Annotated in this window: 23 protein-coding genes and 1 pseudogene; 17 read left to right on the top strand and 7 right to left on the bottom strand. The window is 71.9% G+C overall.

The window, feature by feature from the left end:
• Nucleotides 1–251: 251 nt before the first annotated feature.
• Nucleotides 252–681, top strand: a pseudogene (locus tag ACIHEI_RS23775) (phosphotransferase); the annotation flags it as partial.
• A 39-nt stretch (nucleotides 682–720) separates the two neighbouring features.
• Here the strand turns inward: ACIHEI_RS23775 and ACIHEI_RS23770 are convergent.
• A complete protein-coding gene (locus tag ACIHEI_RS23770; RefSeq protein ID WP_396608017.1) occupies nucleotides 721–1,089 on the bottom strand; it encodes a hypothetical protein in 369 nt (122 codons plus the stop codon).
• Between the two features lie 868 nt (nucleotides 1,090–1,957).
• On the opposite strand from ACIHEI_RS23770, the gene ACIHEI_RS23765 reads away from it, so the two are divergent.
• The 4 genes from ACIHEI_RS23765 (at nucleotide 1,958) to ACIHEI_RS23750 (ending at nucleotide 4,193) form a co-directional block, all read left to right on the top strand.
• On the top strand, nucleotides 1,958–2,290 hold the full coding sequence (locus ACIHEI_RS23765) for a hypothetical protein (RefSeq protein ID WP_392952941.1): 333 nt from the start codon (nucleotides 1,958–1,960) through the stop codon (nucleotides 2,288–2,290).
• Nucleotides 2,291–2,591: 301 nt separating this feature from the next.
• Nucleotides 2,592–3,275 (top strand): DUF1707 domain-containing protein, encoded by a 684-nt coding sequence (locus ACIHEI_RS23760; RefSeq protein WP_392952936.1) that lies wholly within the window; start codon nucleotides 2,592–2,594, stop codon nucleotides 3,273–3,275.
• Nucleotides 3,276–3,378: 103 nt separating this feature from the next.
• Complete coding sequence (locus tag ACIHEI_RS23755) at nucleotides 3,379–3,546, top strand: VOC family protein (protein WP_396608016.1); 168 nt, start codon at nucleotides 3,379–3,381, stop codon at nucleotides 3,544–3,546.
• Between the two features lie 29 nt (nucleotides 3,547–3,575).
• The gene (locus ACIHEI_RS23750; RefSeq protein ID WP_396608015.1) at nucleotides 3,576–4,193 is read left to right on the top strand and encodes a DUF6629 family protein; all 618 of its coding nucleotides are present in this window, start codon (nucleotides 3,576–3,578) and stop codon (nucleotides 4,191–4,193) included.
• Nucleotides 4,194–4,230: 37 nt separating this feature from the next.
• On the opposite strand, the gene ACIHEI_RS23745 is transcribed toward ACIHEI_RS23750, so the two are convergent.
• Nucleotides 4,231–5,094, bottom strand: coding sequence for a polysaccharide deacetylase family protein (locus ACIHEI_RS23745; protein ID WP_396608014.1), 864 nt, complete (start codon nucleotides 5,092–5,094; stop codon nucleotides 4,231–4,233).
• Nucleotides 5,095–5,189: 95 nt separating this feature from the next.
• Between ACIHEI_RS23745 and ACIHEI_RS23740 the strand changes: the two genes are divergently transcribed.
• Complete coding sequence (locus ACIHEI_RS23740) at nucleotides 5,190–6,293, top strand: calcium:proton antiporter (RefSeq protein ID WP_396608013.1); 1,104 nt, start codon at nucleotides 5,190–5,192, stop codon at nucleotides 6,291–6,293.
• Between the two features lie 125 nt (nucleotides 6,294–6,418).
• Here the strand turns inward: ACIHEI_RS23740 and glmS are convergent, their stop codons facing one another.
• On the bottom strand, nucleotides 6,419–8,260 hold the full coding sequence (glmS, locus tag ACIHEI_RS23735; protein ID WP_387863538.1) for a glutamine--fructose-6-phosphate transaminase (isomerizing): 1,842 nt from the start codon (nucleotides 8,258–8,260) through the stop codon (nucleotides 6,419–6,421).
• Nucleotides 8,261–8,308: 48 nt separating this feature from the next.
• Complete coding sequence (locus ACIHEI_RS23730; protein WP_392952917.1) at nucleotides 8,309–8,614, bottom strand: hypothetical protein; 306 nt, start codon at nucleotides 8,612–8,614, stop codon at nucleotides 8,309–8,311.
• A gap of 69 nt (nucleotides 8,615–8,683) precedes the next feature.
• Between ACIHEI_RS23730 and ACIHEI_RS23725 the strand changes: the two genes are divergently transcribed.
• From ACIHEI_RS23725 to ACIHEI_RS23685, 9 genes are all read left to right on the top strand, one after another.
• Nucleotides 8,684–9,766 (top strand): winged helix DNA-binding domain-containing protein, encoded by a 1,083-nt coding sequence (locus ACIHEI_RS23725; RefSeq protein ID WP_396608012.1) that lies wholly within the window; start codon nucleotides 8,684–8,686, stop codon nucleotides 9,764–9,766.
• An 85-nt stretch (nucleotides 9,767–9,851) separates the two neighbouring features.
• Nucleotides 9,852–10,472, top strand: coding sequence for a hypothetical protein (locus ACIHEI_RS23720; protein WP_396608011.1), 621 nt, complete (start codon nucleotides 9,852–9,854; stop codon nucleotides 10,470–10,472).
• A gap of 199 nt (nucleotides 10,473–10,671) precedes the next feature.
• Complete coding sequence (locus ACIHEI_RS23715) at nucleotides 10,672–11,778, top strand: hypothetical protein (protein ID WP_396608010.1); 1,107 nt, start codon at nucleotides 10,672–10,674, stop codon at nucleotides 11,776–11,778.
• 85 nt (nucleotides 11,779–11,863) lie between these two features.
• Nucleotides 11,864–13,303: a pyridoxal phosphate-dependent decarboxylase family protein gene (locus ACIHEI_RS23710; RefSeq protein ID WP_396608009.1), complete on the top strand. Its 1,440-nt coding sequence runs from the start codon at nucleotides 11,864–11,866 to the stop codon at nucleotides 13,301–13,303.
• Between the two features lie 106 nt (nucleotides 13,304–13,409).
• Nucleotides 13,410–14,741, top strand: a complete 1,332-nt coding sequence (locus ACIHEI_RS23705) for a GNAT family N-acetyltransferase (RefSeq protein WP_387642248.1) — start codon at nucleotides 13,410–13,412, stop codon at nucleotides 14,739–14,741.
• Between the two features lie 221 nt (nucleotides 14,742–14,962).
• Nucleotides 14,963–16,219, top strand: a complete 1,257-nt coding sequence (locus ACIHEI_RS23700; RefSeq protein WP_392952900.1) for a MurT ligase domain-containing protein — start codon at nucleotides 14,963–14,965, stop codon at nucleotides 16,217–16,219.
• A 296-nt stretch (nucleotides 16,220–16,515) separates the two neighbouring features.
• Nucleotides 16,516–17,244, top strand: coding sequence for a type 1 glutamine amidotransferase (locus ACIHEI_RS23695; RefSeq protein WP_392952951.1), 729 nt, complete (start codon nucleotides 16,516–16,518; stop codon nucleotides 17,242–17,244).
• Nucleotides 17,245–17,522: 278 nt separating this feature from the next.
• Nucleotides 17,523–18,548, top strand: a complete 1,026-nt coding sequence (locus ACIHEI_RS23690) for a 6-phosphofructokinase (RefSeq protein ID WP_387642254.1) — start codon at nucleotides 17,523–17,525, stop codon at nucleotides 18,546–18,548.
• Nucleotides 18,549–18,621: 73 nt separating this feature from the next.
• Nucleotides 18,622–19,617 carry a 2-hydroxyacid dehydrogenase gene (locus ACIHEI_RS23685; RefSeq protein ID WP_396608008.1) on the top strand — a complete coding sequence of 332 codons (996 nt, stop codon included), beginning with the start codon at nucleotides 18,622–18,624 and terminating at the stop codon, nucleotides 19,615–19,617.
• Between the two features lie 29 nt (nucleotides 19,618–19,646).
• Here the strand turns inward: ACIHEI_RS23685 and ACIHEI_RS23680 are convergent, their stop codons facing one another.
• Nucleotides 19,647–20,078: a hypothetical protein gene (locus ACIHEI_RS23680; RefSeq protein WP_396608007.1), complete on the bottom strand. Its 432-nt coding sequence runs from the start codon at nucleotides 20,076–20,078 to the stop codon at nucleotides 19,647–19,649.
• Between the two features lie 239 nt (nucleotides 20,079–20,317).
• Between ACIHEI_RS23680 and ACIHEI_RS23675 the strand changes: the two genes are divergently transcribed.
• Nucleotides 20,318–20,644 carry a sensor histidine kinase gene (locus ACIHEI_RS23675; RefSeq protein ID WP_396608019.1) on the top strand — a complete coding sequence of 109 codons (327 nt, stop codon included), beginning with the start codon at nucleotides 20,318–20,320 and terminating at the stop codon, nucleotides 20,642–20,644.
• 175 nt (nucleotides 20,645–20,819) lie between these two features.
• Nucleotides 20,820–21,773, top strand: a complete 954-nt coding sequence (locus ACIHEI_RS23670; RefSeq protein ID WP_387643027.1) for a cytochrome c oxidase assembly protein — start codon at nucleotides 20,820–20,822, stop codon at nucleotides 21,771–21,773.
• 69 nt (nucleotides 21,774–21,842) lie between these two features.
• Here the strand turns inward: ACIHEI_RS23670 and ACIHEI_RS23665 are convergent, their stop codons facing one another.
• Together ACIHEI_RS23665 and ACIHEI_RS23660 are read right to left on the bottom strand one after the other, a co-directional pair.
• Nucleotides 21,843–23,159, bottom strand: coding sequence for a DUF2254 domain-containing protein (locus tag ACIHEI_RS23665; RefSeq protein ID WP_396608006.1), 1,317 nt, complete (start codon nucleotides 23,157–23,159; stop codon nucleotides 21,843–21,845).
• A 69-nt stretch (nucleotides 23,160–23,228) separates the two neighbouring features.
• Nucleotides 23,229–24,257 carry a TIGR03617 family F420-dependent LLM class oxidoreductase gene (locus ACIHEI_RS23660; RefSeq protein WP_396608005.1) on the bottom strand — a complete coding sequence of 343 codons (1,029 nt, stop codon included), beginning with the start codon at nucleotides 24,255–24,257 and terminating at the stop codon, nucleotides 23,229–23,231.
• Nucleotides 24,258–24,263 lie beyond the last annotated feature (6 nt).

The raw sequence follows: 24,263 nt of genomic DNA, 5'->3' as shown, positions 1-24,263 counted from the left end.
GCTCCGAAAAGCGAATCCGCCGCAATCTCCGAAAACGCGCACAGCAAATACGAACGGAGACGCGAAAAGGACGCGACCCGTCACGGATCAACTGGGTGGTTCTCAGGGATTGGCCGCCCCGGGACCGTCCACACAAGCTGCGTGTCCGGTGCTCCCTGTCAAGCGGCTGGTGAACAGTACTCCAACTCCGCGCCCAAGACAAACGCCCACGACAGACGCCCGGCCAGGATGGCAGCTGGACCTCAGCGGGCACCGCCACGCTGACGGCGGAACTCAACGAGGAGCGCGAGCTGCTCGTGACGAACGGCGTCCTGCCCACCGACCTGGTCACCCGCAACCGCCAGGTCGCCGAGGCCGCACTCCGCCCATGGGTCCCGGCGTTCACCCCACGGCGACGTACAGCTCGCGCACGTCTCCCTCAACGGCGGTAAGGCCACCGGCACCGTCGACTGGTCGGAAGCGGGCCAGGGCCACCCACCTGTACGACCTCGCCACCTTCGCCCTCGGACACCGGGACGACCTCGCCGACGTCCGGCCGGCTACGGCACCGACGTCGACCTCAACGTGATCCACACCTGGTGGTCACTGCGAAGCCTGCTCGCAGTCCGCGGGCTGGTCGACCCAGCTTCGACCCCCTACGCGCCGGGCTGCGAGGTCGACGTACCGCGATCCCGAATGTGAGACCGGGCTGTGAGACCGCGCGGAGCGACCCCCGGCCGCTCACCAGGGCGCAGCGAGCCTCCGACGCCGACACATCGCTCTCTGCCACCGCCGGGCACACCGCAGCGCCAGCCCGGCCCCCACTCCGACGACCACCGGAGCTTCGACCAGCACCACAATCGTCGCCCCCGTACGAGCCCCGTCCGGAAACACCGGAACGAAACCCCCGGCCGCGGCGGCAAACATCGCCTCCCCCATCAGGAAGACCGCCGCCGCACTCCCCGCACTCACCAGCGGCAGCCACGCCTTGAGATACCCGAGCTGAACACCGAGCAGGAACCCACTGCCCACAACCACCACGAGCAGAGCCGGCGGCGCCCCCATGACACCGGCGATCGCCGGAACCAGGTAGGCCAACGCCGTGAACACAGCCCAGGCCGTCGACCAGCAGTGCAGGTGATCGCGACTGCGAGGCCGTCCGCTCCCGCCCTCCGACTCCACCATCGGTCCCCCTGCCGCTCCCGGGCGCGCCGGCTGCCCACCCTTCGCCCGTGCCAATCGTCGCACACTATTTGAACGCGTTCATTCCTGCGCCAAACCCCTACAGGCTGCCACCGAACTCACCACCCGACACCAGGAGCTACACCAAGCCGTCGGCGCGGCCAAACAGACCCGGCGGCCAGGCCTCGGCCGAAACACCGGCCATCCGAGCAAGACACTCGAGCAACCCGCACCTCGGCATGGACCCCCACCATCAGGCGCCGACGAAGGCCAGGCCCAGCCTCCGCCGATCCAGTACCGGCATCAACCTCACCGAATCCGGACGCAGCAACTTGTGGGTAGCGGCGAGGAGTTCGGCCGACCCGATCAGGCGATCCCTACGCGATCGGACTGCCGGTCGGCAGTCGCGCCGTCGGACTGGAAATGATCGCCGCCTGACACGACGCCACTCTCAACCTCGCCAGGTCCGCGCCGGCGGACGGGAGGGCCATCCTGGTCCGGTCGGAGAGGGGCCGCGCCCCCACAGCCGCGCAACAGCGTCGCGGCCTCCGTTCACCGGCGGCCGGCAAGCCCGCGACCGGGCTCGGCCGGCGGGTACCGTACGCGGCCGCCGAGAGGATCCCGAGACAGCCACGGCACCTCAAGACCCCTGGCCGACCTCCCTCGCCCCGCTGCACCCCTTTGCCCTTCGCGTACGAATCTATCGAGTGACAACAGCAGAGCGCCGTCAAATCTAGGCCCGGGCCGGACTGACCCTGGTGGCTCACATCCCTACTCGACGATGGTGAGACACCCCATGACCGCCCTGAAGAACCCAGTCCGACTTGTTCTTGCCGCCTGCACAGCACTCACGCTGGTGACCGGAATCGCCACGGATGCCCACGCCGCCACCGGCGACTTCACCTACACCGACATCGACGGAGAGGACCACACACTCGTCGACCCGCCGAGCGGCGAGTGCATCAGCTTCGGCCTCCCCGTGACCGGCGCGGACAACGAAACAAACGTCACGGCGACCGTCTACGAGAACACCGACTGCAGGGGCGTGCCCCTGGACATGCTTCCGCCCAAGACCGGAATGTCCTGGGGAGGCACCCTCCCCAATGCCGTCCGGTTCAACTTCTTCTGAAACCCCCACCATTGAGCAAGCCTCGCACCCGCCGCCTTCGGCGGTGACGGTCGGGCGGCCGCACGACCCGCAGCCGCCCGACCGTCCCCACCCCCGACACGACATAACGCGACACCCAGCACCCGCCTCACCCGGCGCTCGCCCCACACCCACAACACCCGCTCCCCCAAAGCCACTTGGCCACACGCCCGCCCCCACCCCCGACCGCCCTGGCGGAAACACCTATCGCGATATATCGTGTCTCTACCCGCGCCATCGGCCCCACCGCGGGAAGACCTTCGCCAAACCCAGGACGGGAAGCATGCCCGGAGAGATCTCGCCCGCCGGAAAGCCCACCGGCTCCACCACCACACAGCCCGAGTTGCGGGCCTCGCACGCGGACCGGGACCGGGTGGCCGACATCCTGCGGGTCTCGGCGGGCGACGGTCGGCTGACCGCCGAGGAGCTGGACGAGCGCCTGGAGGTCGCCCTGTCGGCCCGAACGGTCGGCGAACTGGCTGCACTCACGGCCGACTTGCCGCCCATCTCGCTCTCTGCCCACGGGGTGGCGGCGGAGGTCAAGGATGTCCTGCGGATCGAGCAGAAGTGGAGTCGGGTCGAGCGGGTGGGGCGCTGGGTGGTGCCGCGCCGACTGGAACTCGACCTGGAGTGGTGCGACGTGACGCTCGACTTCACACAGGCGGTGATCACGCAGGACACCCTGCGGATCGACCTCGACATGCGCGGCAAGACCCTGACGCTGATCGTCGCACCGGGCATGGTGGTCGACACCGACGCCCTGATGCTGGAGCACAGCAGAGTCAGGAACCGCCAGACCCCGGACCCGACCGCACTCACCGCACCGACCACGCTGCGCGTGGAGCTGGTCGGCCGGAAGAACTTCGGCCGCGTCGTGGTGCGCCGCCCCCGCCGGACGACCGGTCGCTGGTCGCTCCGGAGGCACTCGGCCCTGCCCACCTCCGACTCGACAAGGTCCTTGAATTAAGCGGACCTTGACCTTCCATCAGCCGGAATCCCAAGCCCGCCGCACCACGTGCCACTACGCTCGGACGCGGTGCACGCCGACGCTCCCCCCTGCCGACACCGGCATGTTCGTCTGCCGGGTGGCGGACGTGGACGCGGCGCACGCGTTCTGCCTGGCCAACGGCGCGGCGTCCGTGCTGCCGCCGATCGACCGGCCGGAGTGGGGGCCGACGCTGCGCAGCGCCCATCTGCGCGACCCGCAGGGCACGCTGATCTCGCTTCAGTCGTACTGATCGCGGCGGCCGCTCAGTAGGCTGGCGGGGTGTGCTGGAGCGCCGGAGCCGATCTGCTCGTCGGCAGCGCCGTCTCGGCGGTCGGAGTCGCCACGGTGCTGCACGCAAGGACGAGGAGTCAACTACCGCTGGCCGCACTGCCGTTGCTACTGGGGGTGCACCAGCTGGTGGAGGCGGGCGTCTGGTCGGGCTGGGCGTGGGCACGCACGGTGTGGGTGGTGATCGCGCTGCCGCTGCTGCCGGTGTACGTGCCGGCGGCGGTGTGGTGCGCGACCGGCCGCCGCTCGGCGGCCTGGTTCACCGTCCTGGGCGCGGCCGTCGCCGTCCCGCTGGCCGTCGCCCTGGCCCGGCACCCGGTGTCGGCGCACCCGCACGGCCACACCCTCGACTACGCGATCGGCGTCCCGGCCGCCGCCCTGCTGCTGGCGGGCTACCTGGCCGCCACCGTGGGCTCGCTGCTCTGTTCGGGCGACCACCGGCTGCGCCGCCTCGGCGCGGTCCTCGGCGCGGGCGCGCTCGTCTGCGGCCTGCTGTGGCGGCTGGCGTTCGTCTCGACCTGGTGCGCGCTGGCCGCCGTCGCCTCCGTCCTGCTCTACGACTGGGCCCGCCACACCCGCGCCAACTCCGCTCCCCCGCAGCGTCGATGAGCGCCGGCCGGACGAGCTCGACGCACGTAACACCCGGTCAGTCCGACAGCCGGACGAACCGTCGGCCCGCGTCCACCAGCCGGGGCAGCGCCTGCGCGTAGCCGGGGCCGGTGCCCGCGTCGGGGTGGTTGAAGTGGCTGATCACCACCGCCCCGGCGGGAGCCGCGGCCACCGTCTGCGCCACCTGCGAGGCGTTGAACGTCGCCCCGCCGTCGCCGTTGACCGCGAACCCGGCCACCCGCTCGCCCAGTTCGCCGACGATCCGCACCGCGACGTCGTCGTAGTGCGCCGTCCCGGAACGGAACCAGCGCGGCGGCTTCCCCAGCAGCCCGGCCAGTTTCGCCTCGTTGTCCGCGACCTCCCGGTAGGCGGCCTCGGCGTCGGCGGTGCCGGTGATGCCGTACGCCGAGCGGCCGGTGACGGACAGCGGGCGGTGCGCGGTGCCGTGGTTGCCGAGTTCGAACAGCGGATCGGCGGCCAGTTCGCCGAACGGGCCGGGGTTGGCGTCGATCCAGCGGGCGTTCAGGAACAGCGTGGCCGGCACCCGGTGCCGGCGCAGGGTGTCGATCAGCGCCGCGTCGTAGCCGTCCCCGCCGGGGCCGCCGCAGGCGTCGAAGGTCAGCGCCAGCGCTCCGTCCGGCACCTCGGCCACCACCCCGGGCAGGTCGGTCCCCCACTGGGTGGGCCGCTGCCCGGCGTACCGGGCGACCACCTCCTCCCGACTCGGCGGCGGCACCCCACCGGACGGGCTCGGCGCCACCGCAGCCGACCCGGCAACGGACGGGGACGCCGGCGCGACCGCCGGCGCGACCGCCGCCGGAACCGCCGGCTCCGAACGGGCATGGGCGCACCCCGTCGCGAGTCCGAGGGCCGCTGCCAGTACCGTCCGCCGTCCGACCATCGCGCCGCTCCTCACTGTTCGTCACCATCCGTCGTGACCACCGCCACGAGTGTCACTTCCGAGCCGGGCAGGTGCCATCTGCGAAGCTCGGCCGTATGGCTGCTCCCACTCGACCGCTCTATCTCCAGTGGACGACTGTCGCCCCGGTGATGGCGTTCCTGCTGCTCCTGGCGACCTGGCACCGAGAACTTCCGTGGCCGGTGGTGGCGCTGGTGGCGATCTTCCTCGCGGTGTCGGTGGTGGCGGCCGTGCACCACGCGGAGCTGATCGCCCATCGGGTCGGCGAGCCGTACGGGTCACTGGTGCTGGCGGTCGCGGTCACGATCATCGAGGTGGCGCTGATCGTGACGTTGATGGCGGACGGTGGCGACAAGAGCGCGGGCCTGGCGCGGGACACCGTGTTCGCCGCCGTGATGATCACCTGCAACGGGATCCTCGGACTGTCGATCCTGGTCGGCGCGTTGAAGTACCGGAAGGCAGTGTTCAACGCGGAGGGCACCGGCGCGGCGCTCGGCGCGATCGCGACGCTGGCGACGCTGAGCCTGGTGCTGCCGACGTTCACCACCTCCACGCCGGGCCCGCAGTTCAACCCCACGCAGCTGGCGTTCGCGGCGACCGCGTCGATCGTCATCTACGGCCTGTTCGTGTCGACCCTGACGATCCGTCACCGGGACTTCTTCCTGCCGGTCAACCCGGCGGGCGAGGTGATCGACCCGTCGGACGAGCACGCGGAGCCGCCGTCCAGGAAGCAGACGCTGATCAGTGTCGCGCTGCTCTCGCTGGCGCTGGTGTCGGTGGTGGGCCTGGCCAAGGGCGTGTCGCCGACCATCGAGCGCGGGGTGGAGTCCGCGGGGCTGCCGAACGCGGTGGTCGGTGTGGTGATCGCGCTGCTGGTGCTGCTCCCGGAGTCGATCGCGGCGGTCCGGGCGGCGGTCCGCAACCGGGTGCAGATCAGCCTCAATCTGGCGCTCGGCTCGGCCCTGGCATCGATCGGGCTGACCATTCCGGCGGTCGCGGTGGCGTCCACCTGGCTGAGCGGCCCGCTCGAACTCGGCCTCAACGCGTCCCACATGATCCTGCTGGCGCTGACCATCGCGGTCGGCACCCTCACCGTCATCCCCAAGCGCGCCACCCCGCTCCAGGGCGGCGTCCACCTGGCGATCCTCGGCGCCTACCTGGTCCTCGCCGTCAGCCCGTGAGGCGGAGAAGAGACGGCGGCGGGTGCATCACGCACCCGCCGCCGTTGCCGTTGCCGTTGCCGTTTCCCGACTGCTTACCGACGGCTTCCCGACTGCTTACCGACGGCTTCCCGACTGCCGAAACGTCACTCCACGGTGACGCTCTTGGCCAGGTTTCGGGGCTTGTCCACGTCCCGGCCGAGGGCCACCGCGGCGTGGTAGGCCAGCAGCTGGAGCGGGATGTTGAGCAGCAGCGGGTCGAGTTCCGGCTCGCTCTTCGGGACCACCACGCAGTGGTCGGCCAGCTTCGCCTCGATGGGCCGGTGCGCGACGGCCAGCACCCGCCCGGAGCGGGCCTTGATCTCGCCGAGCGTGGTCAGGTTCTTGTCGAGCAGCTCGTCGTCCGGCACCAGCGCGACGGTCGGCAGTTCGGGGCTGATCAGCGCCAGCGGTCCGTGCTTCAACTCGGAGGCGGGGTACGCCTCGGCGTGCACGTAGGAGATCTCCTTGAGCTTCTGCGCGCCCTCCCGCGCCACGGGGTAGCCGCGCACCCGGCCGATGAACATCATGCCCTGGCTCTCGGCGTACTCGGCGGCGAGCTTCTCGATCTCCGCCTGCTGTTCGAGCACCTCCCGGATCTGCTCGGGCAGCGCCTTCAGCCCGGCGACGATCCGCCGGCCGTCGGCGGGCGACAGGTCGTGGATCCGGCCGAAGTGCAGCGCCAGCAGCGCGAACGCCACCACGGTGGAGGTGAACGCCTTGGTGGAGGCGACGGAGATCTCGGGTCCGGCGTGCAGGTAGATGCCGCCGTCGCACTCGCGGGCGATCGCCGATCCGACGGTGTTCACCACGCCGAGCACCCGGCCGCCCTTGCGCTTGATCTCCTGCACCGCGGCCAGCGTGTCGTAGGTCTCGCCGGACTGGCTGACCGCCACGTACAGGGTGTCCGCCTCGATCACCGGGTTGCGGTAGCGGAACTCGGAGGCCGGCTCGGAGTGCGCGGGGATCCGGGCCAGCTCCTCGATCAGCTGCGCGCCCATCTCGCCCGCGTAGTACGCCGAACCGCAGCCGAGGATCTTCACCCGGCGGATCTCCCGCAGTTCCCGGGCGTCCAGGTTCAGCCCGCCCAGGTGCGCGGTGGAGAACCGCTCGTCGAGCCGGCCGGACAGCGTGCGCTCGACGGCGCCGGGCTGCTCGTGGATCTCCTTCAGCAGGTAGTGCGCGTAGCCGCCGGTGTCGTACGAGCCGATCTCCCAGTCCACGGTGGACGGCTGCCGGGTGACGGTCCGGGCATCCTCGGTGAAGGTCCGGAAGCCGTCGGCGCGCACCGTCGCCAGCTCGCCGTCCTCCAGGTGCACCACCTGCCGGGTGTAGCGGACCAGCGCGGAGACGTCGGACGCGGCGAACATCTCCTTCTCGCCGATGCCGAGCACGATCGGACTGCCGTTGCGGGCGACCACGATCCGGTCGGCCTGCTCGGCGTCCAGCACCGCGATGCCGTACGTGCCGACCACCAGCTTCAGCGCGGCCCGGACCGCGTCCTCCAGCTCGCCGCCGTCCGCGCGGTGCGCGGCGATCAGGTGGGCCAGCACCTCGGTGTCGGTCTCCGAGCGGAACACGGCGCCGTCCGCCGCCAGCTTGGCGCGCAGCTCGTCGGCGTTCTCGATGATGCCGTTGTGCACCACCGCGATCCGGCCCTCGTTGTCGGTGTGCGGGTGAGCGTTCTCGTCCGAGGGCACGCCGTGGGTCGCCCAACGGGTGTGGCCGATGCCGACGCCGCCCTTGAACCGGGCCGGCACCGCCGCCGCCAGGTCGGCGACCCGGCCCTTGACCTTGCACACCTTCAACTTCGCCGGGACGGACTTGGTGGCGGGGGCGACGACCGCCACGCCCGCCGAGTCGTACCCGCGGTACTCCAGCCGCTGCAGGCCCTCCAGCAGGAACGGGGACGCGTCCTTGGGGCCGATGTAGGCCACGATTCCGCACATGACGTGGACTCCTGGTGGTTCGAGGGTTGTCTGTGGAGTGGGGCCCGGTCAGCCGTAGACCATCCGCCGGAGCTGGCGCACCGACAGCTGCGGCGCGGCCACCCGGCGGGCGGTCAGCTCCGCGCCGACGCGGGCGAAGATCCGATCGTTGGTCAGGCCCCTGGCCTGCAACTCACCGTGGCGGCGGCGGACGTACTCCTCCGTGGTCTCGGAGAAGTACGCCAGCACCTCCGCGACGACCCGCGACGCCTCTCCGGGGCCCAGCGCAGTGGTCCGGGCGAGGTGGGCGAGCAGGTCCTCATGAGGGTGTGGTGAGGCAGGCACGTTCGGTGAGCCTAGGCGTGAAGTGTCCATTTGCCAAAGATCTTGCCCGATTTCGGGCAGGACAGCGAGCTGACGCACCCCCGCGTATACGGTGACGGCATGCGCGCACTGGACGACGAACAGGTACGGGCCCTGCGCACCAGGGGGCAGGGCATCGGCGGCGGCGTCACCTTCCGCACCGCCGTCGAGGCCGTCGAACGGGTCGTCGGCGTCCAGGCCCAGGACGCCCGGGCCGGCACGATCGGCATCGGCGTCAGGACCCGCGACCTCACCGCCGCCGACGTCCGGCTCGCCCTGGAGCAGGACCGCACGCTGCTGCGGAGCTGGTTCCTGCGCGGCACCCTGCACACCGTCACCACCGCCGACCTGCGCTGGCTGCTCGCCCTGCTCGGCCCGCACTTCCTGCGCCTGAGCGCCCGCCGCCACCGCGAACTGGGCCTCGACGAGGGCCGCTGCGAGCGCGCCGAGGCGGTGATCATGGACACCCTGGCCACCCACGGCCCGTCCACCCGCGCCGAACTGACGGACCGCCTCGCCGCGGCCGGCCTCCCGTCCGACGGCCAGGCGCCGTTCCACCTGATCCGCCGGACGGCGCTGCGCGGCCTGATCTGCTACGGCCCGGTCCGGAACGGCACCGACACCTTCGTCCCGCTCACCGACTGGGTCCCCGACGCCCCCGAGGGCCCCACCGGCGACGCCGCCGTCACCGAGCTGACCCGCCGCTACCTGCGCGCCCACGGGCCGGCCACGCCCGAGGACTTCGCGGGCTGGTCCGGCCTCCCCGTCACCGCCGCGCGACGCGCCTGGCGGGCCCTCGACACGTCCGGCGAACTCCTGCGCGTCCGGGTAGGCGACCAGGACTGCGCGCTCCCCGCCGACCGCGCCGCCGAACTCGACCTCGCCCCGCTGCCCGCCCCCGACGTCCGGCTGCTGCCCGCCTACGACAACTACCTGGTCGGCTACCGCTCCACCGCCCTCTCCGTACCCGCCGCGCACGAGAAGCGGATCCGCCCCGGCGGCGGCCTGATCCGCGCCGCCGTCCTCGCCGACGGACTCGCCCACGGCACCTGGACCTTGAGCCGCGGCCAGGCCGACATCGCCCTCTTCGCCCCCTCCCCCCACCTCGCCGAGGGCATCGCGACCGCGTCCGCCGCCCTCGCCCGCTTCCTGCACCGGAAATGACCGAACGGACGCCCCCACCACCGTTGCCGTACAGTGCGCGTCCAATCCGTCCGATTTTCCGACTCCGCGTCAGAGAACCTGCCCCATGCGCACGTCGGACACCTCCTCCCGCCGCCTCCCCGTCCGGGTCACGCTCGCGGTGCTCACCCCGCTCGCCCTGCTGGGCCTGGGGGCGCTGTCCGCCGACCCCGACCACGCGCGGCTCGGCGATCCCGCCCGCCTGGCGGTGCTGGCGGGCTCGGTACTCGCGCTGGTCCTGCTCCGGGCCGGCTGGCGGCGGACCGTCGGCGGCGCACTGCTCGGCCTCGTCCTGCTCGCCCTCTCCGGCAGCATCTTCTCGGACGAGCTCCTGCAACTGCGCGGTGAGCGCACCGAGCTCGTGGTGACGGCGGCGCAGCGCGGCGACGACCTGGTCTGCGTGCTGCGCCGGGCGGACGGGACGCCGCTGCCGCACGACGTGCTCCACGACTGCGTGCCGCCGGCGCGGCCCGGCCCGGCCACGCCGTACCTGGTGGACCCGGCCGGTTGGGTGCCGCCCGCGTGCGCGGACGGCAGCCGCCTCGCGGGGCCGTGGTTCGGCCCGGCCGTGCTGACGGCGTTCGCCGGGCTCTGGGTCCGGGTGGCGCTCGGCGCCGGTCGTCGGCGCCCGGACGAGGACGGCGTGCGGCGGTACGCGGGCGCAACCGATCGGCTCCGCGGCGCGTAGTCGGATGCGACGGCCGAACGGGTGAGTGGGGACGCATCCGGGGTGGGGGGCCGTCGTTGAGGGACGGTGCGCAGCGCGCGTCCGGGTGATGGTGGCCGGGCGCTTGCATCCATTGGCGGTGTCCGGTCGGGGTTTCCGGTGGTCACCGCGCAGGATGGGCCGCGTACTGTCCGTGTCGATTCCAGGGGGACCGTCCGTCATGCAACCGCGTGTGTTCGCCGTCGTCACCGCCGTCCTGCTGGCCGCGCTCGGCCTCGGGTCGGTCCTGGTCATTGATTGGGCGCCCAAGCCCGCCAACGCCGCCGCCTCGCCCTCGGGACCGGGCGGCCGCAACGCCGCCGCGCCCGGCACCGCGTCGTCCTCCCCCACCGGCGACCCGGCGGTGTGGACCCGCTCCACGCTGCGCAACAAGCTGATGGCCGAGATGGACGCGGGCGACCCCGGCGTCGCCCTCGCCGACCTGGACAGGATCACCAAGGACAAGCCGTACACCGTGCGGTTCTGCCACCCCGTGGCGCACGAGCTCGGGCACGCCGCCGTGAAGCGCTACCACCAGGACTTCCAGAAGGTCATCTCGTTCCCCCACGAGACCTGCGCGGCCGGCTACCTGCACGGTGCGGTCGAGGAGATGCTCGCCAACTCCCAGGACCCGCAGAGCGACATCCTCACCCTGTGCGCCCCCGCCAACAAGGGCCCCTGCATCCACGGCGTCGGCCACGGCATCATGTTCGTCACCAAGCAGGACATCCCCGCCGCCCGCGCCCTGTGCGACAAGTTCCCCTCCCAGAACCGCCGCATCACCTGCTCGGAGGGCGTCTTCATGCAGCTCTTCGCCCCGGACGAGGAGGACGAGAAGGCCAAGGCCAACCTCCCCGCGGACAAGCTCGCCGCCGACCCGCTCTACCCCTGCCCCGAGCAGCCCTCCCTCTACCAGTCCGCGTGCTTCTTCTACGCCCCCACCTACTTCCTCTCCTCGCACGACTACGCCAATCACCCCGAAACCTTCGCCCAGGCCCTCCAGTGGTGCCTGAACGCGAAGGCCAGTGGCGGCGAGAACGACTGCTCCCGCGGCGTGGGCTCGCGCACCATGAAGTACAACCTGGACCGCGAGGACTGGGCCGCCCAGCAGTGCGCCACCGCGAAGGACGCCTGGCAGCGCAAGGCCTGCGCGCAGGGGCTGGTCAGCTACTACACCGTCAACTACACGGACGACGGCGCAGCCGGGCGCCTCTGCGCGAAGATCACCGACAAGGAGATCCAGGGCTACTGCCGCTCGGCAGGTGGGCTCTCCAGCACGCTTGACTGAAACGGTGCGACGCGCAGGTGGGCGCGAAACCAGGTGCCCCCACGCGCCCCTGGCGGTGCTTCCCCTCCCCTTACCATTCGCTCCCATGAACGACGACTTCAGAAGTGCCGCTCAGGCCGCCGCGCAGCTGGTGGCCGACTACCTCGACGAGCTGCCCTCGCGCCCGGTGTGGCAGCCGATGGACCCGGCGGAGCGGTCCGCGTTGCTGGAGTTGGAGCTGCCGGAGGACGGGGCGGGGTTCGCGGAGCTGCTGGAGACCGTCGAGCGGAAGATCATGCCGCACCCGATGGGCAACGGGAACCCGCGGTTCTTCGGGTGGGTGAACTCCTCGCCGCAGCCCGCGGGGATTCTCGCCACGCTGGCCGCGTCCGCGATGAACCCGAGTTCCGCGGGCGGCGATCACGCCGATGTGCACCTGGAGCGGGCCGTGGTGCGATGGATAGCCGAGCTGGTGGGGTTTCCGCACCCGGCCGGTGGCGGTCTGCTGACCTCGGGGACCTCGATGGCGACCATTGTCTGTCTGGCGGCGGCCCGTAACCGTGCGGCGCGGAACGCCGGCTGGGACGTCCGGGAGGACGGTCTCGCGGGGATGCCGCCGCTGGTGGGGTACGTCACGGGCGAGGCGCACAGCTGTGTGCGCAAGGCGGCCGAGCTGCTCGGTCTCGGGTCGAAGCACCTGCGGGTGGTGGAGTCGGACGCCGACGGCCACCTGCGCCTGGACAGCCTCGAGAAGGCCGTCGCCGAGGACCGCGCGGCGGGCCGGCTGCCGTTCCTGGTGGTGGCGTCCGCAGGGACGGTCGGCACCGGCGCCGTCGATCCGTTCGAGCCGATCGCGGACCTGGCCGCCCGCGAGGGCCTGTGGTTCCACATCGACGGCGCGTACGGCGCGTTCGGGGTGCTGGACCCGCAGATCTCGCACCGCTACGCGGGACTCGAGCAGGCCGATTCGCTCGCGCTGGACCCGCACAAGTGGCTGGGGGTGCCGGTGGACTGCGGGTGCGCGCTGGTGCGGGACGCGCAGGAGTTGCGGGGCACGTTCAGCCTGGTGCCGTCGTACCTGCGGGACGCGGAGGCGGGCGGTCTCGGCTGGTTCTCGGAGTACGGCACGGAGCAGACCCGGCCGTTCCGTTCGCTGAAGGTGTGGGCGTCGATCGCGCATCGCGGCCGCTCGGGGGTGGCCCGGGACATCGCGCACTGCACGGGGCAGGCCCGGCGGCTGGGCGAGTGGGTGGAGCAGGACCCGGAGTTGGAGCTGCTGGCGCCCGTCGAGACGTCGATCGTGGCGTTCCGCTTCCGTCCGGCCGGTCTCGGCGAGAAGGAGGTCCAGCAGCTCAACTCCGTTCTGCCGGTGGCGATTCAGCAGCGCGGCCGGGTGTTCGTGACCGGCGCGGTGTACCAGGGGCAGGAGATGCTGCGGGCGTGCCTGCTGAACTCCGCGACCACGGACGCGGATCTACGGCTGCTGCTGGACGAGGTGAAATCGGCCGGCGCGGAACTCCTGGACCGGGGCCGCACGTCCAAGTGATCGCGGGAGCGGATCAGCGCCGATCCGACGGGGGCCCGCGCAGACATTAACCGTCGGGTCACGGGGGGTTCGTGATCGTGAAACAGCGGAGCGCCACCATTCAGGCATGGATGACAAGGCGTACACCCACAGAACCGGTAAATCGCACCGTTGGCGCCGGGAGACGGTCGAGCTCGCGGCGGTCTTCGCCGCGGTCGCGGCCGCCGACCTGGTCGCCAATGTGGTGGTGCACGGGCACGACGGGCCGGTGCTGCTGCTGGCCTCCGCGGCGGCGATGCTCGGCACCGCGCTGTTCCGGGGCTGGCTCGCACACCGGCATCCGCCCGGTCCGGCGGCCCTCGCACCACCGGGCGGACCCGAAGTGAGTTCAACGGATGAGCCGACCGCGCTGTGGCGGCTGCGGACCAGCGTCGCCGACGAGCCGGGCAGTCTGGCCCGGGTGTGCGCGGCGCTGGCGGAGCGGCGGGTGAACATCCTCTCGATGCAGGCGCACCCGCTGCCCGACTGCACGGTGGACGAGTTCATCGTCCGCGCGCCGGCCTCGCTGGCCCGGGCGGAGCTGGTGGCGGCGGTCGCGGCGGGCGGCGGCCGGGAGATCTGGACCGACCGGGCGGACGCCCACGAGCTGGTGGACGTGCCCCGGCAGGTGCTGGCGCTGGCCACCCGGACCGCGCTGGACGCGGCGGAACTGCCGCTCGCGCTGCGGCAGTTGTTCGGGCGGGCGGCGATCCGCCAGTACCCGGGCCGGGGCCGGGCGGTGCAGCCTGGCGTGGACGGGCACCTGATGCGGCTGCCGCTGCCGAACGGGGACCTGCTGGAGCTGTCCCGGCCGAATCTGCCGTTCACGCCGACCGAGTTCGCCCGGGCCCGGGCACTGGTGGAGCTGGACGCCGTGCTGGGCCCGCGGGTCCCGCAGGTCGAGGCGCGGATCAGCCGCCCGGCGGGGGACGACCTGACGGTGCGCCGGGCCACGCCGGCGGACAAGGACGCGGCGGTGGCGATGCATGCCCGGTGCTCGCCGGAGTCGCTGCGCCGGCGCTACCACGGGCCGGTGAAGGACGCCGACCGCTACCTGGACCACCTGCTGGACCCGCGGCACGGGCAGACCCTCGCGGTGGAGACCGCGCAGGGCCGGCTGGTGGCGCTGGCGCACCTGATGTGGGACGACGAGGGCGCGGAGATCGCGCTGCTGGTGGAGGACGCCTGGCAGCGCCGGGGCCTGGGCGTGGATCTGGTGCGGCGGATGGCGGCGCTGGCGCTGGAGGCGGGCGTGGGCACGGTGTACGCGGTGACCACGGCGGCGAACACCGGGCTGATCTCGACCATGCGCCGGCTGTCGGCGCCGCTGGACTTCCAGGTGGAGGACGGCACGGTGGTGATCACCGCCCACCTGCTCGAGGCGGCGGAGAAACTGCCCGCGCCGTGGGCGGCCCGCTGACGGTTCGTCGGGCCCGGTGGTGGAGCGTCGCCTTCCGCCGCCGGGCCGCTCGCGGCCGTCCCCGGGCCGGTTGTGGCACGGTCCTGTCCGGGCGCGGCGCGGGCCGGTAAGTTGCCCCTGCTCAAGTGTGCGGGCGGGAGTCGGTAGGCTGAGTGCGTCCCTGCCGCCCGTGGGTCGTCGAACGGCCCGGGCGGTGCCGCTGCAAGGAGGAACCCCTGAGCATGCCAGGCACCGATTCGGAAGCCGCGCGCGACGCCTCGCTGCCCGCCCGCGCAAAGATCGCCGTGACGGCCGGCAAGATGGCGGCCGCGCTGTCCCAGAAGGCCGGACGCGGCAGCGGGTCGGTGATCGGCGGCAAGGTGGCACTCAAGCTCGACCCGGATCTGTTGAAGACCCTGGCCGAGCACCTGGACGTGGTCCTGGTCAGCGCCACCAACGGCAAGACCACCACGACCCGGCTGATCGCCGAGGCCCTCAAGGCGGCCGGCCCGGTGGTCTCCAACGCCCTGGGCGCGAACATGCCGGCCGGTATCACCGCGGCGCTCGCGGGCGGTACCGACGCCAAGTTCGGCGTCATCGAGGTGGACGAGAAGTACCTGCCGATGGTCGCCCGGGACACCCGGCCGAAGGCCATAGCGCTGCTGAACCTCTCCCGCGACCAGCTCGACCGGGCCGCCGAGACCCGCATGATGGCCGAGAAGTGGCGCGAGGGTCTGAAGGACACCGAGGCCGTGATCATCGCCAACGCGGACGACCCGCTGGTGACCTGGGCCGCCTCGTCCTGCAAGAAGGTGGTCTGGGTGGCCGCCGGGCAGGCGTGGAAGGAGGACGCCTGGTCGTGCCCGTCGTGCGGCGGTGTGATGCAGCGTCCGGGCGACGACTGGTTCTGCGGCGAGTGCGGTTTCCGCCGCCCGAACCCGCACTGGGCGCTGCAGGGCACCCACGTGATCGACCCGCACCGCGGTGCCTGGCCGATCCAGCTCCAGCTGCCGGGCCGCGCCAACCTGGCCAACGCCACCAGCTCGGCGGCGGTCGCCGCGGTGTTCGGCGTGGCCCCGCAGGTCGCGCTGCAGCGCATGGAGTCGGTGGCCGCGGTGGCCGGCCGCTACGACGTGGTGCAGTACCGCGGCCGGGACATCCGGCTGCTGCTGGCGAAGAACCCGGCCGGCTGGCTGGAGACCTTCTCGCTGATCGACGGTCCGCCCGCGCCGGTGATCCTGTCGGTGAACGCGATGGACGCCGACGGCACCGACACCTCCTGGCTGTGGGACGTCGACTACGAGCGCCTGGCCGGTCACCCGATCTTCGTGATGGGCCAGCGCAAGCTCGACCTGGCGGTCCGCCTCGAGGTCGCCGGCCTGCAGTTCCAGGTCGTCGACTCGCTCGCCCAGGCGGTGGACGCCGCCCCCGAGGGCCGTATCGAGGCGATCGCCAACTACACGGCGTTCCAGCAGCTCCGCAAGGCCGTGGTGGCCTGATGAGCGACCAGTCCTACCAGCAGTACGGCCAGCAGCCGTACGGCGAGCAGCAGTTCGGCGATCAGCAGTTCGCCGAGCACCAGCAGCAGTACGGGCAGCAGCACTACGGCGAGCAGCAGCAGCAGTACGGCGGGCAGTCGTACGGCGAGCCGCAGTACGACCAGCAGCAGCAGTACGACCAGCAGCCGTACGGCGAGCAGCAGTTCACCGGCCGGCAGCAGGGGTTCGACGAGCCGCAGCAGCAGTACGGGGGCGATGCGCCGGAGGCGGCGCCGAGGTACGGGAGGTCTTCGAGGATGAGTGAGAGCAGCCTGCGGGTGGTCTGGGTGTACCCGGACCTGCTGTCCACGTACGGCGACCGCGGCAACGCGCTGGTGGTGGAGCGGCGGGCGCAGCAGCGCGGTCTCGGGGTGCAGCGGATCGACGTGCGCTCCGACCAGTCGGTGCCGACCAGTGGTGACATCTACCTGATCGGTGGCGGTGAGGACCGTCCGCAGCGCCTCGCGGCGGAGCGGCTGCGCAACGACGGCGGGCTGGTCCGGGCGGCCGAGAACGGTGCGATCATCTTCTCGGTCTGTGCGGGTTTCCAGATCCTCGGCCACGAGTTCGTGAACGACCTCGGCGAGCGCGAGGCGGGCCTGGGCCTGCTGGACGTGTGGACCACCCGCGGCGAGGGCGCGCGCTGCGTCGGCGACGTGCTGGCGGAGGTGGACCCGGCGCTGGGTCTGCCGCAGCTGACCGGGTTCGAGAACCACCAGGGCGTCACGCACCTCGGTGAGGGCGTCAAGCCGTTCGCCAACGTGCAGGTCGGCCGGGGCAACGGCACCGGCGACGGCACCGAGGGCGCCTGGCGCGACACGGTGTTCGGCACCTACCTGCACGGCCCGGTGATGGCCCGCAACCCCGGCGTCGCCGACATGCTGATCAAGCTGGCGCTGGACGTCAACGCGCTGCCGGCGGCCGACACCACCTGGTACGACGCGCTGCGCACCGAGCGGATCGCCGCGGCGGCCCGCCCGGCGTAGCCGCCGGCTGTTGACTCGGTGGACGGCTGACCGCCATGTGGTCAGCCGTCCCCGGCGGAACAACTTCATAGGAGAATAAGGAGAGCCCGGGCGCAACACCCTCCTCGGCGGTCGGGTCGCAGTTACGTGTGGTGCGTCGAGGAAGCCGCCCCCGCGTCGGTTTCGGCCCGGCCGGACGCAGGAACCGTATGCTGTGCAGCAGGTCCGATTCGGGCGCTATGCCCGATTCTCAACCACCAGTCCGGCCGTCCGAATCCTGCTCGGGAGTTGGCAAAGCAATGCGTATTGGTGTCCTGACCAGTGGCGGTGACTGCCCCGGCCTGAACGCCGTCATTCGTTCCGTGGTCCACCGGGGGGTGGTCGACCACGGCGACGAGATCATCGGGTTCGAGGACGGCTGGCGCGGTCTTCTGGAGGGCGTGCACCGCCCGCTGACGCTGGACTCGGTGAGCGGAATCCTCGCCCAGGGCGGCACGATCCTCGGCTCCTCCCGGGTCCAGCCGAGCCACCTGCGCGACGGCGTGGAGCGCGCCAAGCGGTACTGCGCGGACCTCGGCATCGACGCGGTGATCCCGATCGGCGGCGAGGGGACCCTGAAGGCCGCGAAGCTGATGAGCGACGCGGGCCTGCCGGTGGTCGGCGTGCCGAAGACCATCGACAACGACATCGCCTGCACCGACGTCACCTTCGGCTTCGACACCGCCGTGTCGGTGGCCACCGAGGCGCTCGACCGGCTGAAGACCACCGCCGAGTCGCACCAGCGCGTCATGGTGGTCGAGGTGATGGGCCGCCACACCGGCTGGATCGCCCTGAACGCGGGCATGGCGGCCGGCGCGCACGCCATCGTCGTCCCCGAACGCCCCTTCCACATCGACAAGTTGACCGATGTGGTGCGCGAACGCTTCGACCGCCAGAAGAAGTTCGCGATCGTGGTGTGCGCCGAGGGCGCCAAGCCCGAACCCGGCACCATGGCCTGGGAGGAGGGCACCAAGGACATGTACGGCCACGAGCGGTTCACCGGCATCGCCACCCAGCTCTCCCGCGAACTGGAGTACCGCCTCGGCAAGGAGGCCCGCCCGGTGATCCTCGGCCACACCCAGCGCGGCGGCACCCCGACCGCCTACGACCGCGTCCTCGCCACCCGCTTCGGCTGGCACGCCGTCGAGGCCGCCCACAAGGGCGCGTTCGGCCACATCACCGCACTCCAGGGCACCGACATCCGCCTGGTGCCGCTCGGCGAGGCCGTCGCCGAGCTGAAGACGGTGCCGTCCGACCGCTACCTGGAGGCCGAGACCGTCATCTGACGGCCCGTCAACTGCCGTTCCGGGGGCGCGTCGTGGTTCACCACGGCGCGCCCCCGGCGATAGCCTTCGCCGCATGGAGATCCTCGCCTACGGCGTCCAAGCAGACGAACAGCCGCTCCTGGAACAGGCCTTCGCGGGCCGGCACTCCCTGCGCACCCTGGCCGTGTTCCTCAACCGCGACACCGCCCCGCTCGCCGCCGGCTACCCGGCCGTCAGCAGCAGCGTCAACGACGTCCTCGACGCCGAGACCCTCTCCGTCCTCGCCGCCGGCGGCACCCGACTGGTCGCCCAGCGCTCCACCGGCTTCAACAACATCGACCTCGACGCCGCCGCCGAACTCGGCCTCACCGTCGCCCGGGTCTCCCACTACAGCCCCTACGCCGTCGCCGAACACGCCTGGGCACTCGCACTCGCCGTCAACCGCCGCCTCACCCGCGCCGCCAACCGCTCCCGCGAGTTCGACTTCCGCCTCGACGGCCTGATGGGCCGCGACATCCACGGCATGACCGTCGGCGTCATCGGCACCGGCAAGATCGGCGAATGCTTCGCCCGCATCGCCGCCGGCTTCGGCACCCACCTCCTCGGCTGGGACATCGCCCCCAACCCCGCCTGCCTCGACCTCGGCATGCACTACACCGAACTACCCGAACTCCTCACCCGCGCCGACCTGATCAGCCTCCACGTCCCCCTCCTCCCCGCCACCCACCACCTCATCGACGCCGCCGCCCTCGCCCGCATGAAGCACGACGCCATCCTCGTCAACTCCAGCCGCGGCGGCCTGGTCGACGCCGTCGCCCTCGTCGAAACCCTGCGCGCCGGACGCCTCGCCGGCGTCGGCCTCGACGTATACGAGGAAGAGACCGGCGTCTTCTTCACCGACCGCTCCATCCACGGCATCACCGACGACACCCTCGCCCGCCTCATCACCTTCCCCCAGGTCCTCGTCACCAGCCACCAGGCCTACTTCACCCACACCGCCGTCGGCCAGATCATCGACGCCACCGCCCGCAACATCGACGACTACGCGGCCGGCCGCACCAACGAGAACACCCTCGTCCCGAAGAGCTGACCTTCAGCATGTCCAGGGGTTGAAGGCGGTCAGGAACGGGCCTTCAGTGGGCCCGCGAACGACTTGCGCAGCGAGGACGGCGCCGCGACGGGGAGCAGGGAAGCCAGTAGCTTTCCCTTCAAGGTGGCGGGCTCCCTGGCCAGTTGAACGTCGACACGCGTTCCGTCGCCCTCGGGAGTCAGGCGGAAGATCCACCCGCCTCCCGGCCCGAAGAGCTTGGAGTCGAGAGTGCGGATGGTGACCGTGTCCCCTCCGGGCTCCCACTCGTAGCGGGCGCGTTCCCAGGCGGCGGCGGTGCCCTCGGTCACCTCGGCCCAGCCCTCTCCCGTGCCGTGGACCTCGAAGTGTTCCGCGTCGATGGTGGGCCACGCAGCGGAGCGGGCGGGGCTGAAGTCGGTGAGGACGGTCAGCACCTCGGAAGGCGTCAGTGAGGAGACGAGATGGAAGTTCACAACGGTCATGGATCATCCTCCACGTACGTGGACAGGGCAGGTCGTGCCACGGTCAGGGGTCGGTGGCGGGCTGTGAGGGCAGCACTGCCTGGTCGGGCTCCACTCTGGCGGCCCTGGAAGGTCGGTGTCGTCCGTCAGTTGACGGCCTGATGTGGCGTAGGTCGTGGTCACCCGCACCGTCCGGCGCCGGAGGTCTGCACGTACGTGTAGCGGCGGACACGTCATCGTGGGTGGCAGTCATCTGACGGATTCCCAGGGGCCTGGTCACCCTCGACGGCACCCCGGCTGGCACCCCGATCCGGATCGGCGTCGGCACCGACCGCGACCATGCCGTCCTGGAGGTCGCCGACCGGGGGCCCGGCCTCACCCCCGCCGAACGCGAACGCGTCTTCGGGCCCTTCTACCGCACCGACGGCTCCCGCGACCGCACCACCGGCGGTTCCGGCCTCGGCCTCGCCATCGCGCAGGCCCTGGTCAACGCCCACGGCGGGCGACTCACCCTCGACACCGCGCCCGGCGAGGGCTGCACCTTCCGGGTCCGGCCGCCGCTACCCGACACCCCGCCCGCCCAGTGAGCCCTTCGCCGGACGACGGCCGCCCGGCTCCGTGCCGGGGGCGCTGGCGGGCCCGCCGTAAGCGACGCCTAGGCTGGGTCCGAACGAAACCGACCAAACCGGACCCGCGGCACCGCGTGGCGCCGGACGGCATGGACGAAAGCGGGGCCGCCCGATGGGCGACGGCATGACCGGGATGCACCACCACGGCGGGGGCCCCCTGCCGCCGTTCAGTCTCTCCCGGGCGATGGAGTGGTCGCCGGACTGGCCGTACCTGGTCTTCTGCGCGCTCGCCCTCGGCCTGTACCTGGCCGGGGCGATCCGGCTGTGGCGGCGCGGCGACAAGTGGCCGGTGGGCCGGGCGCTGTTCTGGACCGCCGGTGTCGGCACCGTGTTCATGGTCACCAACACCAAGCTCAACGACTACGGCATGGTGCTGTTCAGCGCCCACATGATGCAGCACATGGTGCTGTCCATGCTGTCGCCGATCCTGCTGCTGCTCGGCGCGCCGATCACGCTCACGCTGCGCTCGCTGCGCCCGGCCCGCAAGGGCAGCGGGCGGGGGCCGCGCGAACTGCTGGTCGCGCTGCTGCACAGCCGGCTGGTCCGGATCGTCTCGCACCCCGCGTACACCATCCCGGTCTTCATCGCGAGCCTGTACGGGCTGTACTTCACGCCGCTGTTCGACTGGCTGATGCAGTACCAGCTCGGGCACCTGGCGATGATGCTGCACTTCCTCGCCGTCGGCATGCTGTTCTTCTGGCCGATCATGGGCGTCGACCCGGGCCCGCACCGTCCCGGCTTCGTGATGCGGATCCTCGAACTGTTCATGGGCATGCCCTTCCACGCGTTCTTCGGCGTGGCCGTGATGATGGCCTCCGGGCAGCTGGTCAACACCTTCACCGCCGAGATGGCCCCGATCGGCACCGACCTGCACGCCGACCAGCAGCTCGCCGGCGGCATCACCTGGGCGTTCGGTGAGATCCCCACCGCGATCGTGCTGATCGCCCTCACCCTCCAGTGGGCCAAGTCCGAGGAGCGCCAGGCCCGCCGCCGTGACCGGGCCGCCGACCGCGACGGTGACGCCGAGCTGGTGGCGTACAACAAGTACCTGGCCTCGCTGAACCGCAGCGCGGGGTCGGCCGGGTAGCCGCCTTCCTAATTTTTTGTGGATCCGCCCTGGAGCTCTTCCCGGGCGGATCCTTCGTTCGGAGGGTGTTCAGCCGATGCCCTGGCGGTCCGGGGTGAGCGCGAACGCCCGGTCCTGCTCGTCCGGGACGGCGGCGGTGACGGCCCGCTCCAGCAGGCGGCGCTGCGTCACCAGGGGCGCGAGGCGTGGCTCCGGGGTGATCCGCAGCAGGTCGTCCAGGGCGGCGGCGAGGCGGCGGGTGACCTGGGGCTGGCCGGCCCCGCAGATCCGGATCTCGGTGAACGCCAGGTCGACCGTCGCCTCCCACCCCGGCACCGGCTGCACCAGCCGCACCGCGCCGTCCCGGTCCCGGTGGCGCAGCTCGCCCACCTGGTAGGGGGCGAGGACGGCGAGCAGCTGGTGGATCCGGTCGACGGCCTGCACGGCGGTGGTGGGGTCGTTGACGGCCGGTGACAGGGCGCGGATGGCGATGTCGACGAGCTGGCGGAAGCCGAAGCTGAGGTCCTGGTGCATGGTGCGGTCCACGCCGACGTTCAGCGCGGTGGTGATCCACCCCGGCCGGGGCGGGGTGCCGCCCGCGACCAGGACGGTCGGGGTGCCGGGCGCGATGAAGTCGCCGATCCGCGGCACCAGGTGCAGCACCGCCCCGTGTCGCCGGGCCACCCGCACCAGGCGGCGGATGTTGACGTCCCGCAGCACCCCGGCCCGGCCCTCGTGCAGCAGCGTCGGACCGTGCGGCTGCGGGCCGGCGTCCGTGGCGGAGTCCGGGGCGAGCCAGCGGTAGGCCGTCAGCACCTGGAGCGACTCCCGGGTGACCCGGTCGATCATGTGCGGCACCCGCAGCAGCCGCATCGTCGCCTGCACGTACAGCACGAACAGCGCCAGGCTGAGCATCACCAGGGCGACCGCGACGATCGTCGACACCACCGGGACGGAGACGGCGCGCGCCGGATCGGTGGTGTCGTCGTAGCCGAGCTGCACCAGCAGCGTGAAGACGAACGTCGCCAGGCAGGTCGAGAACGTCGCCTTGGTCAGCCGGCTGCGCACGTACAGGCGCAGCACCCGCGGGCTCATCTGGCTGGCGCCCATCTGGAGCGCCACCAGGGAGATCGAGAACACCACACCGATGAAGGTGAGCATCGCCGCGCTGACGGTGGACACCACGCTCTTGGCGGCCGAGGCGAACGACTGCAGGTTCTCGGTGCCGCTGGTGGCCGCGGCCTCGAAGAACAGCTCCTGGTCGATCAGGTCGGTCAGCCCCGCCAGCAGCACCGCCCCCACGCAGGCCACCAGCGGCGCGAACCAGAACGACTCCCGCAGGAGCTCCCGCAACGGCGACAGGGCCCGATAGCGCGGCCGCCGCCGCCCGCTGTGCTGCTCGCTCATCCCGCCAGGCTAGCCATGGGCCGGGCGCGGCCCCGGCAAGGACGCGGGCGAGCCCGGGGCCGGGCTGATTCAGCGCCCGCCGACCGCCGCCGACAGCACGTCCAGCAGCGGCGCGGCGTCCGTCCCGTCGGGGCCGCTGAGGCAGAGGCGGTCGGCCAACTGGCCGTAGCGGTGGTGGAGTTCGCGGGCGACGACGGTGGGCTCGCCGGTGATGGCGAAGGTGTTGAGGACGGTGTCGTCGATCAGGCGGCCCATCTCCTCCCAGCGGCCGCGGACCGACATGGGGTGGAGTTCGTCCTGAAGGGCGGCCCAGCCGTGGGTCTCGAGGACGGGGCGGTAGGAGGGGGTCGAGGCGTAGAAGGCGAGGCGTTCGCGGACCAGGCGGAGGTTGGTGCGGTACTCGTCCTCGTCGTGGCCGGTGGCGACCAGCACATTGGCGACCACTTCGAACGGGCGGGTGGTCCAAGGGGCGTTCTCCGCCTCGGACTTGGCGCGGGCGGCGCGGACGGCGGGCAGGACGGCGGTGGCCAGGTGCTGCGGCGAGCCGAACGGGTGGGCGAGGAGGCCGTCCGCGACCGCGCCGGCGGTGGCCGTCATCAGCGGTCCGACACCCGCCAGCAGCAGGGGCGGTGGCTGGTACGGGAGCGGCGCGGGTGCGAACACCGGTGTCATCAGGGTGTGTTGGTAGAACTCGCCGCGGAAGGCGAGGCGTTCGCCGGTCTGCCAGCTGTGCCAGATCGCACGCACGGCCTCCACATACTCGTGCATCCGGGCAGCCGGGCGGTCCCACGGCATGCCGAAGCGGCGTACGACGTGCGGCTTGATCTGGGTGCCGAGCCCGATCGCCGCTCGCCCGCCGGAGCTCTCGTGCAGGCCCCACGCCTCGTAGGCGAGCGTCATCGGGGTGCGGGCGAAGGCGATCGCCACGCCGGTGGCGAGGCCGATCCGCTCCGTCCGGTCGGCGGCCCGGGCCAGTTGCAGGAACGGGTTGTGCGAGGTCTCGGACAGCACGAACCGGCCTGCCCCACGCTCCTCGGCGGCCCGCGCCAGGTCGGGCGCGGTGGCGGGCAACGGCGGTGCGGCGAGGTCGATCTGCATGGGCGG

The sequence above is a fragment of the Kitasatospora sp. NPDC051984 genome (assembly GCF_044593455.1).
Lineage (GTDB): Bacteria > Actinomycetota > Actinomycetes > Streptomycetales > Streptomycetaceae > Kitasatospora.
This window is presented reverse-complemented; position numbering and strand designations above follow the sequence as displayed.

Excerpts from the sequence above, each read along its gene's own strand:
- ACIHEI_RS23765 (WP_392952941.1), top strand. The coding sequence starts at position 1,958 with ATGACCGCCCTGAAGAACCCAGTCCGACTTGTTCTTGCCGCCTGCACA.
- ACIHEI_RS23760 (WP_392952936.1), top strand. The coding sequence starts at position 2,592 with ATGCCCGGAGAGATCTCGCCCGCCGGAAAGCCCACCGGCTCCACCACC.
- ACIHEI_RS23755 (WP_396608016.1), top strand. The coding sequence starts at position 3,379 with ATGTTCGTCTGCCGGGTGGCGGACGTGGACGCGGCGCACGCGTTCTGC.
- ACIHEI_RS23745 (WP_396608014.1), bottom strand. The coding sequence starts at position 5,094 with ATGGTCGGACGGCGGACGGTACTGGCAGCGGCCCTCGGACTCGCGACG.
- ACIHEI_RS23740 (WP_396608013.1), top strand. The coding sequence starts at position 5,190 with ATGGCTGCTCCCACTCGACCGCTCTATCTCCAGTGGACGACTGTCGCC.
- glmS (WP_387863538.1), bottom strand. The coding sequence starts at position 8,260 with ATGTGCGGAATCGTGGCCTACATCGGCCCCAAGGACGCGTCCCCGTTC.
- ACIHEI_RS23730 (WP_392952917.1), bottom strand. The coding sequence starts at position 8,614 with ATGGACACTTCACGCCTAGGCTCACCGAACGTGCCTGCCTCACCACAC.
- ACIHEI_RS23725 (WP_396608012.1), top strand. The coding sequence starts at position 8,684 with ATGCGCGCACTGGACGACGAACAGGTACGGGCCCTGCGCACCAGGGGG.
- ACIHEI_RS23720 (WP_396608011.1), top strand. The coding sequence starts at position 9,852 with ATGCGCACGTCGGACACCTCCTCCCGCCGCCTCCCCGTCCGGGTCACG.
- ACIHEI_RS23715 (WP_396608010.1), top strand. The coding sequence starts at position 10,672 with ATGCAACCGCGTGTGTTCGCCGTCGTCACCGCCGTCCTGCTGGCCGCG.
- ACIHEI_RS23710 (WP_396608009.1), top strand. The coding sequence starts at position 11,864 with ATGAACGACGACTTCAGAAGTGCCGCTCAGGCCGCCGCGCAGCTGGTG.
- ACIHEI_RS23705 (WP_387642248.1), top strand. The coding sequence starts at position 13,410 with ATGGATGACAAGGCGTACACCCACAGAACCGGTAAATCGCACCGTTGG.
- ACIHEI_RS23700 (WP_392952900.1), top strand. The coding sequence starts at position 14,963 with ATGCCAGGCACCGATTCGGAAGCCGCGCGCGACGCCTCGCTGCCCGCC.
- ACIHEI_RS23695 (WP_392952951.1), top strand. The coding sequence starts at position 16,516 with ATGAGTGAGAGCAGCCTGCGGGTGGTCTGGGTGTACCCGGACCTGCTG.
- ACIHEI_RS23690 (WP_387642254.1), top strand. The coding sequence starts at position 17,523 with ATGCGTATTGGTGTCCTGACCAGTGGCGGTGACTGCCCCGGCCTGAAC.
- ACIHEI_RS23685 (WP_396608008.1), top strand. The coding sequence starts at position 18,622 with ATGGAGATCCTCGCCTACGGCGTCCAAGCAGACGAACAGCCGCTCCTG.
- ACIHEI_RS23680 (WP_396608007.1), bottom strand. The coding sequence starts at position 20,078 with ATGACCGTTGTGAACTTCCATCTCGTCTCCTCACTGACGCCTTCCGAG.
- ACIHEI_RS23670 (WP_387643027.1), top strand. The coding sequence starts at position 20,820 with ATGCACCACCACGGCGGGGGCCCCCTGCCGCCGTTCAGTCTCTCCCGG.
- ACIHEI_RS23665 (WP_396608006.1), bottom strand. The coding sequence starts at position 23,159 with ATGAGCGAGCAGCACAGCGGGCGGCGGCGGCCGCGCTATCGGGCCCTG.
- ACIHEI_RS23660 (WP_396608005.1), bottom strand. The coding sequence starts at position 24,257 with ATGCAGATCGACCTCGCCGCACCGCCGTTGCCCGCCACCGCGCCCGAC.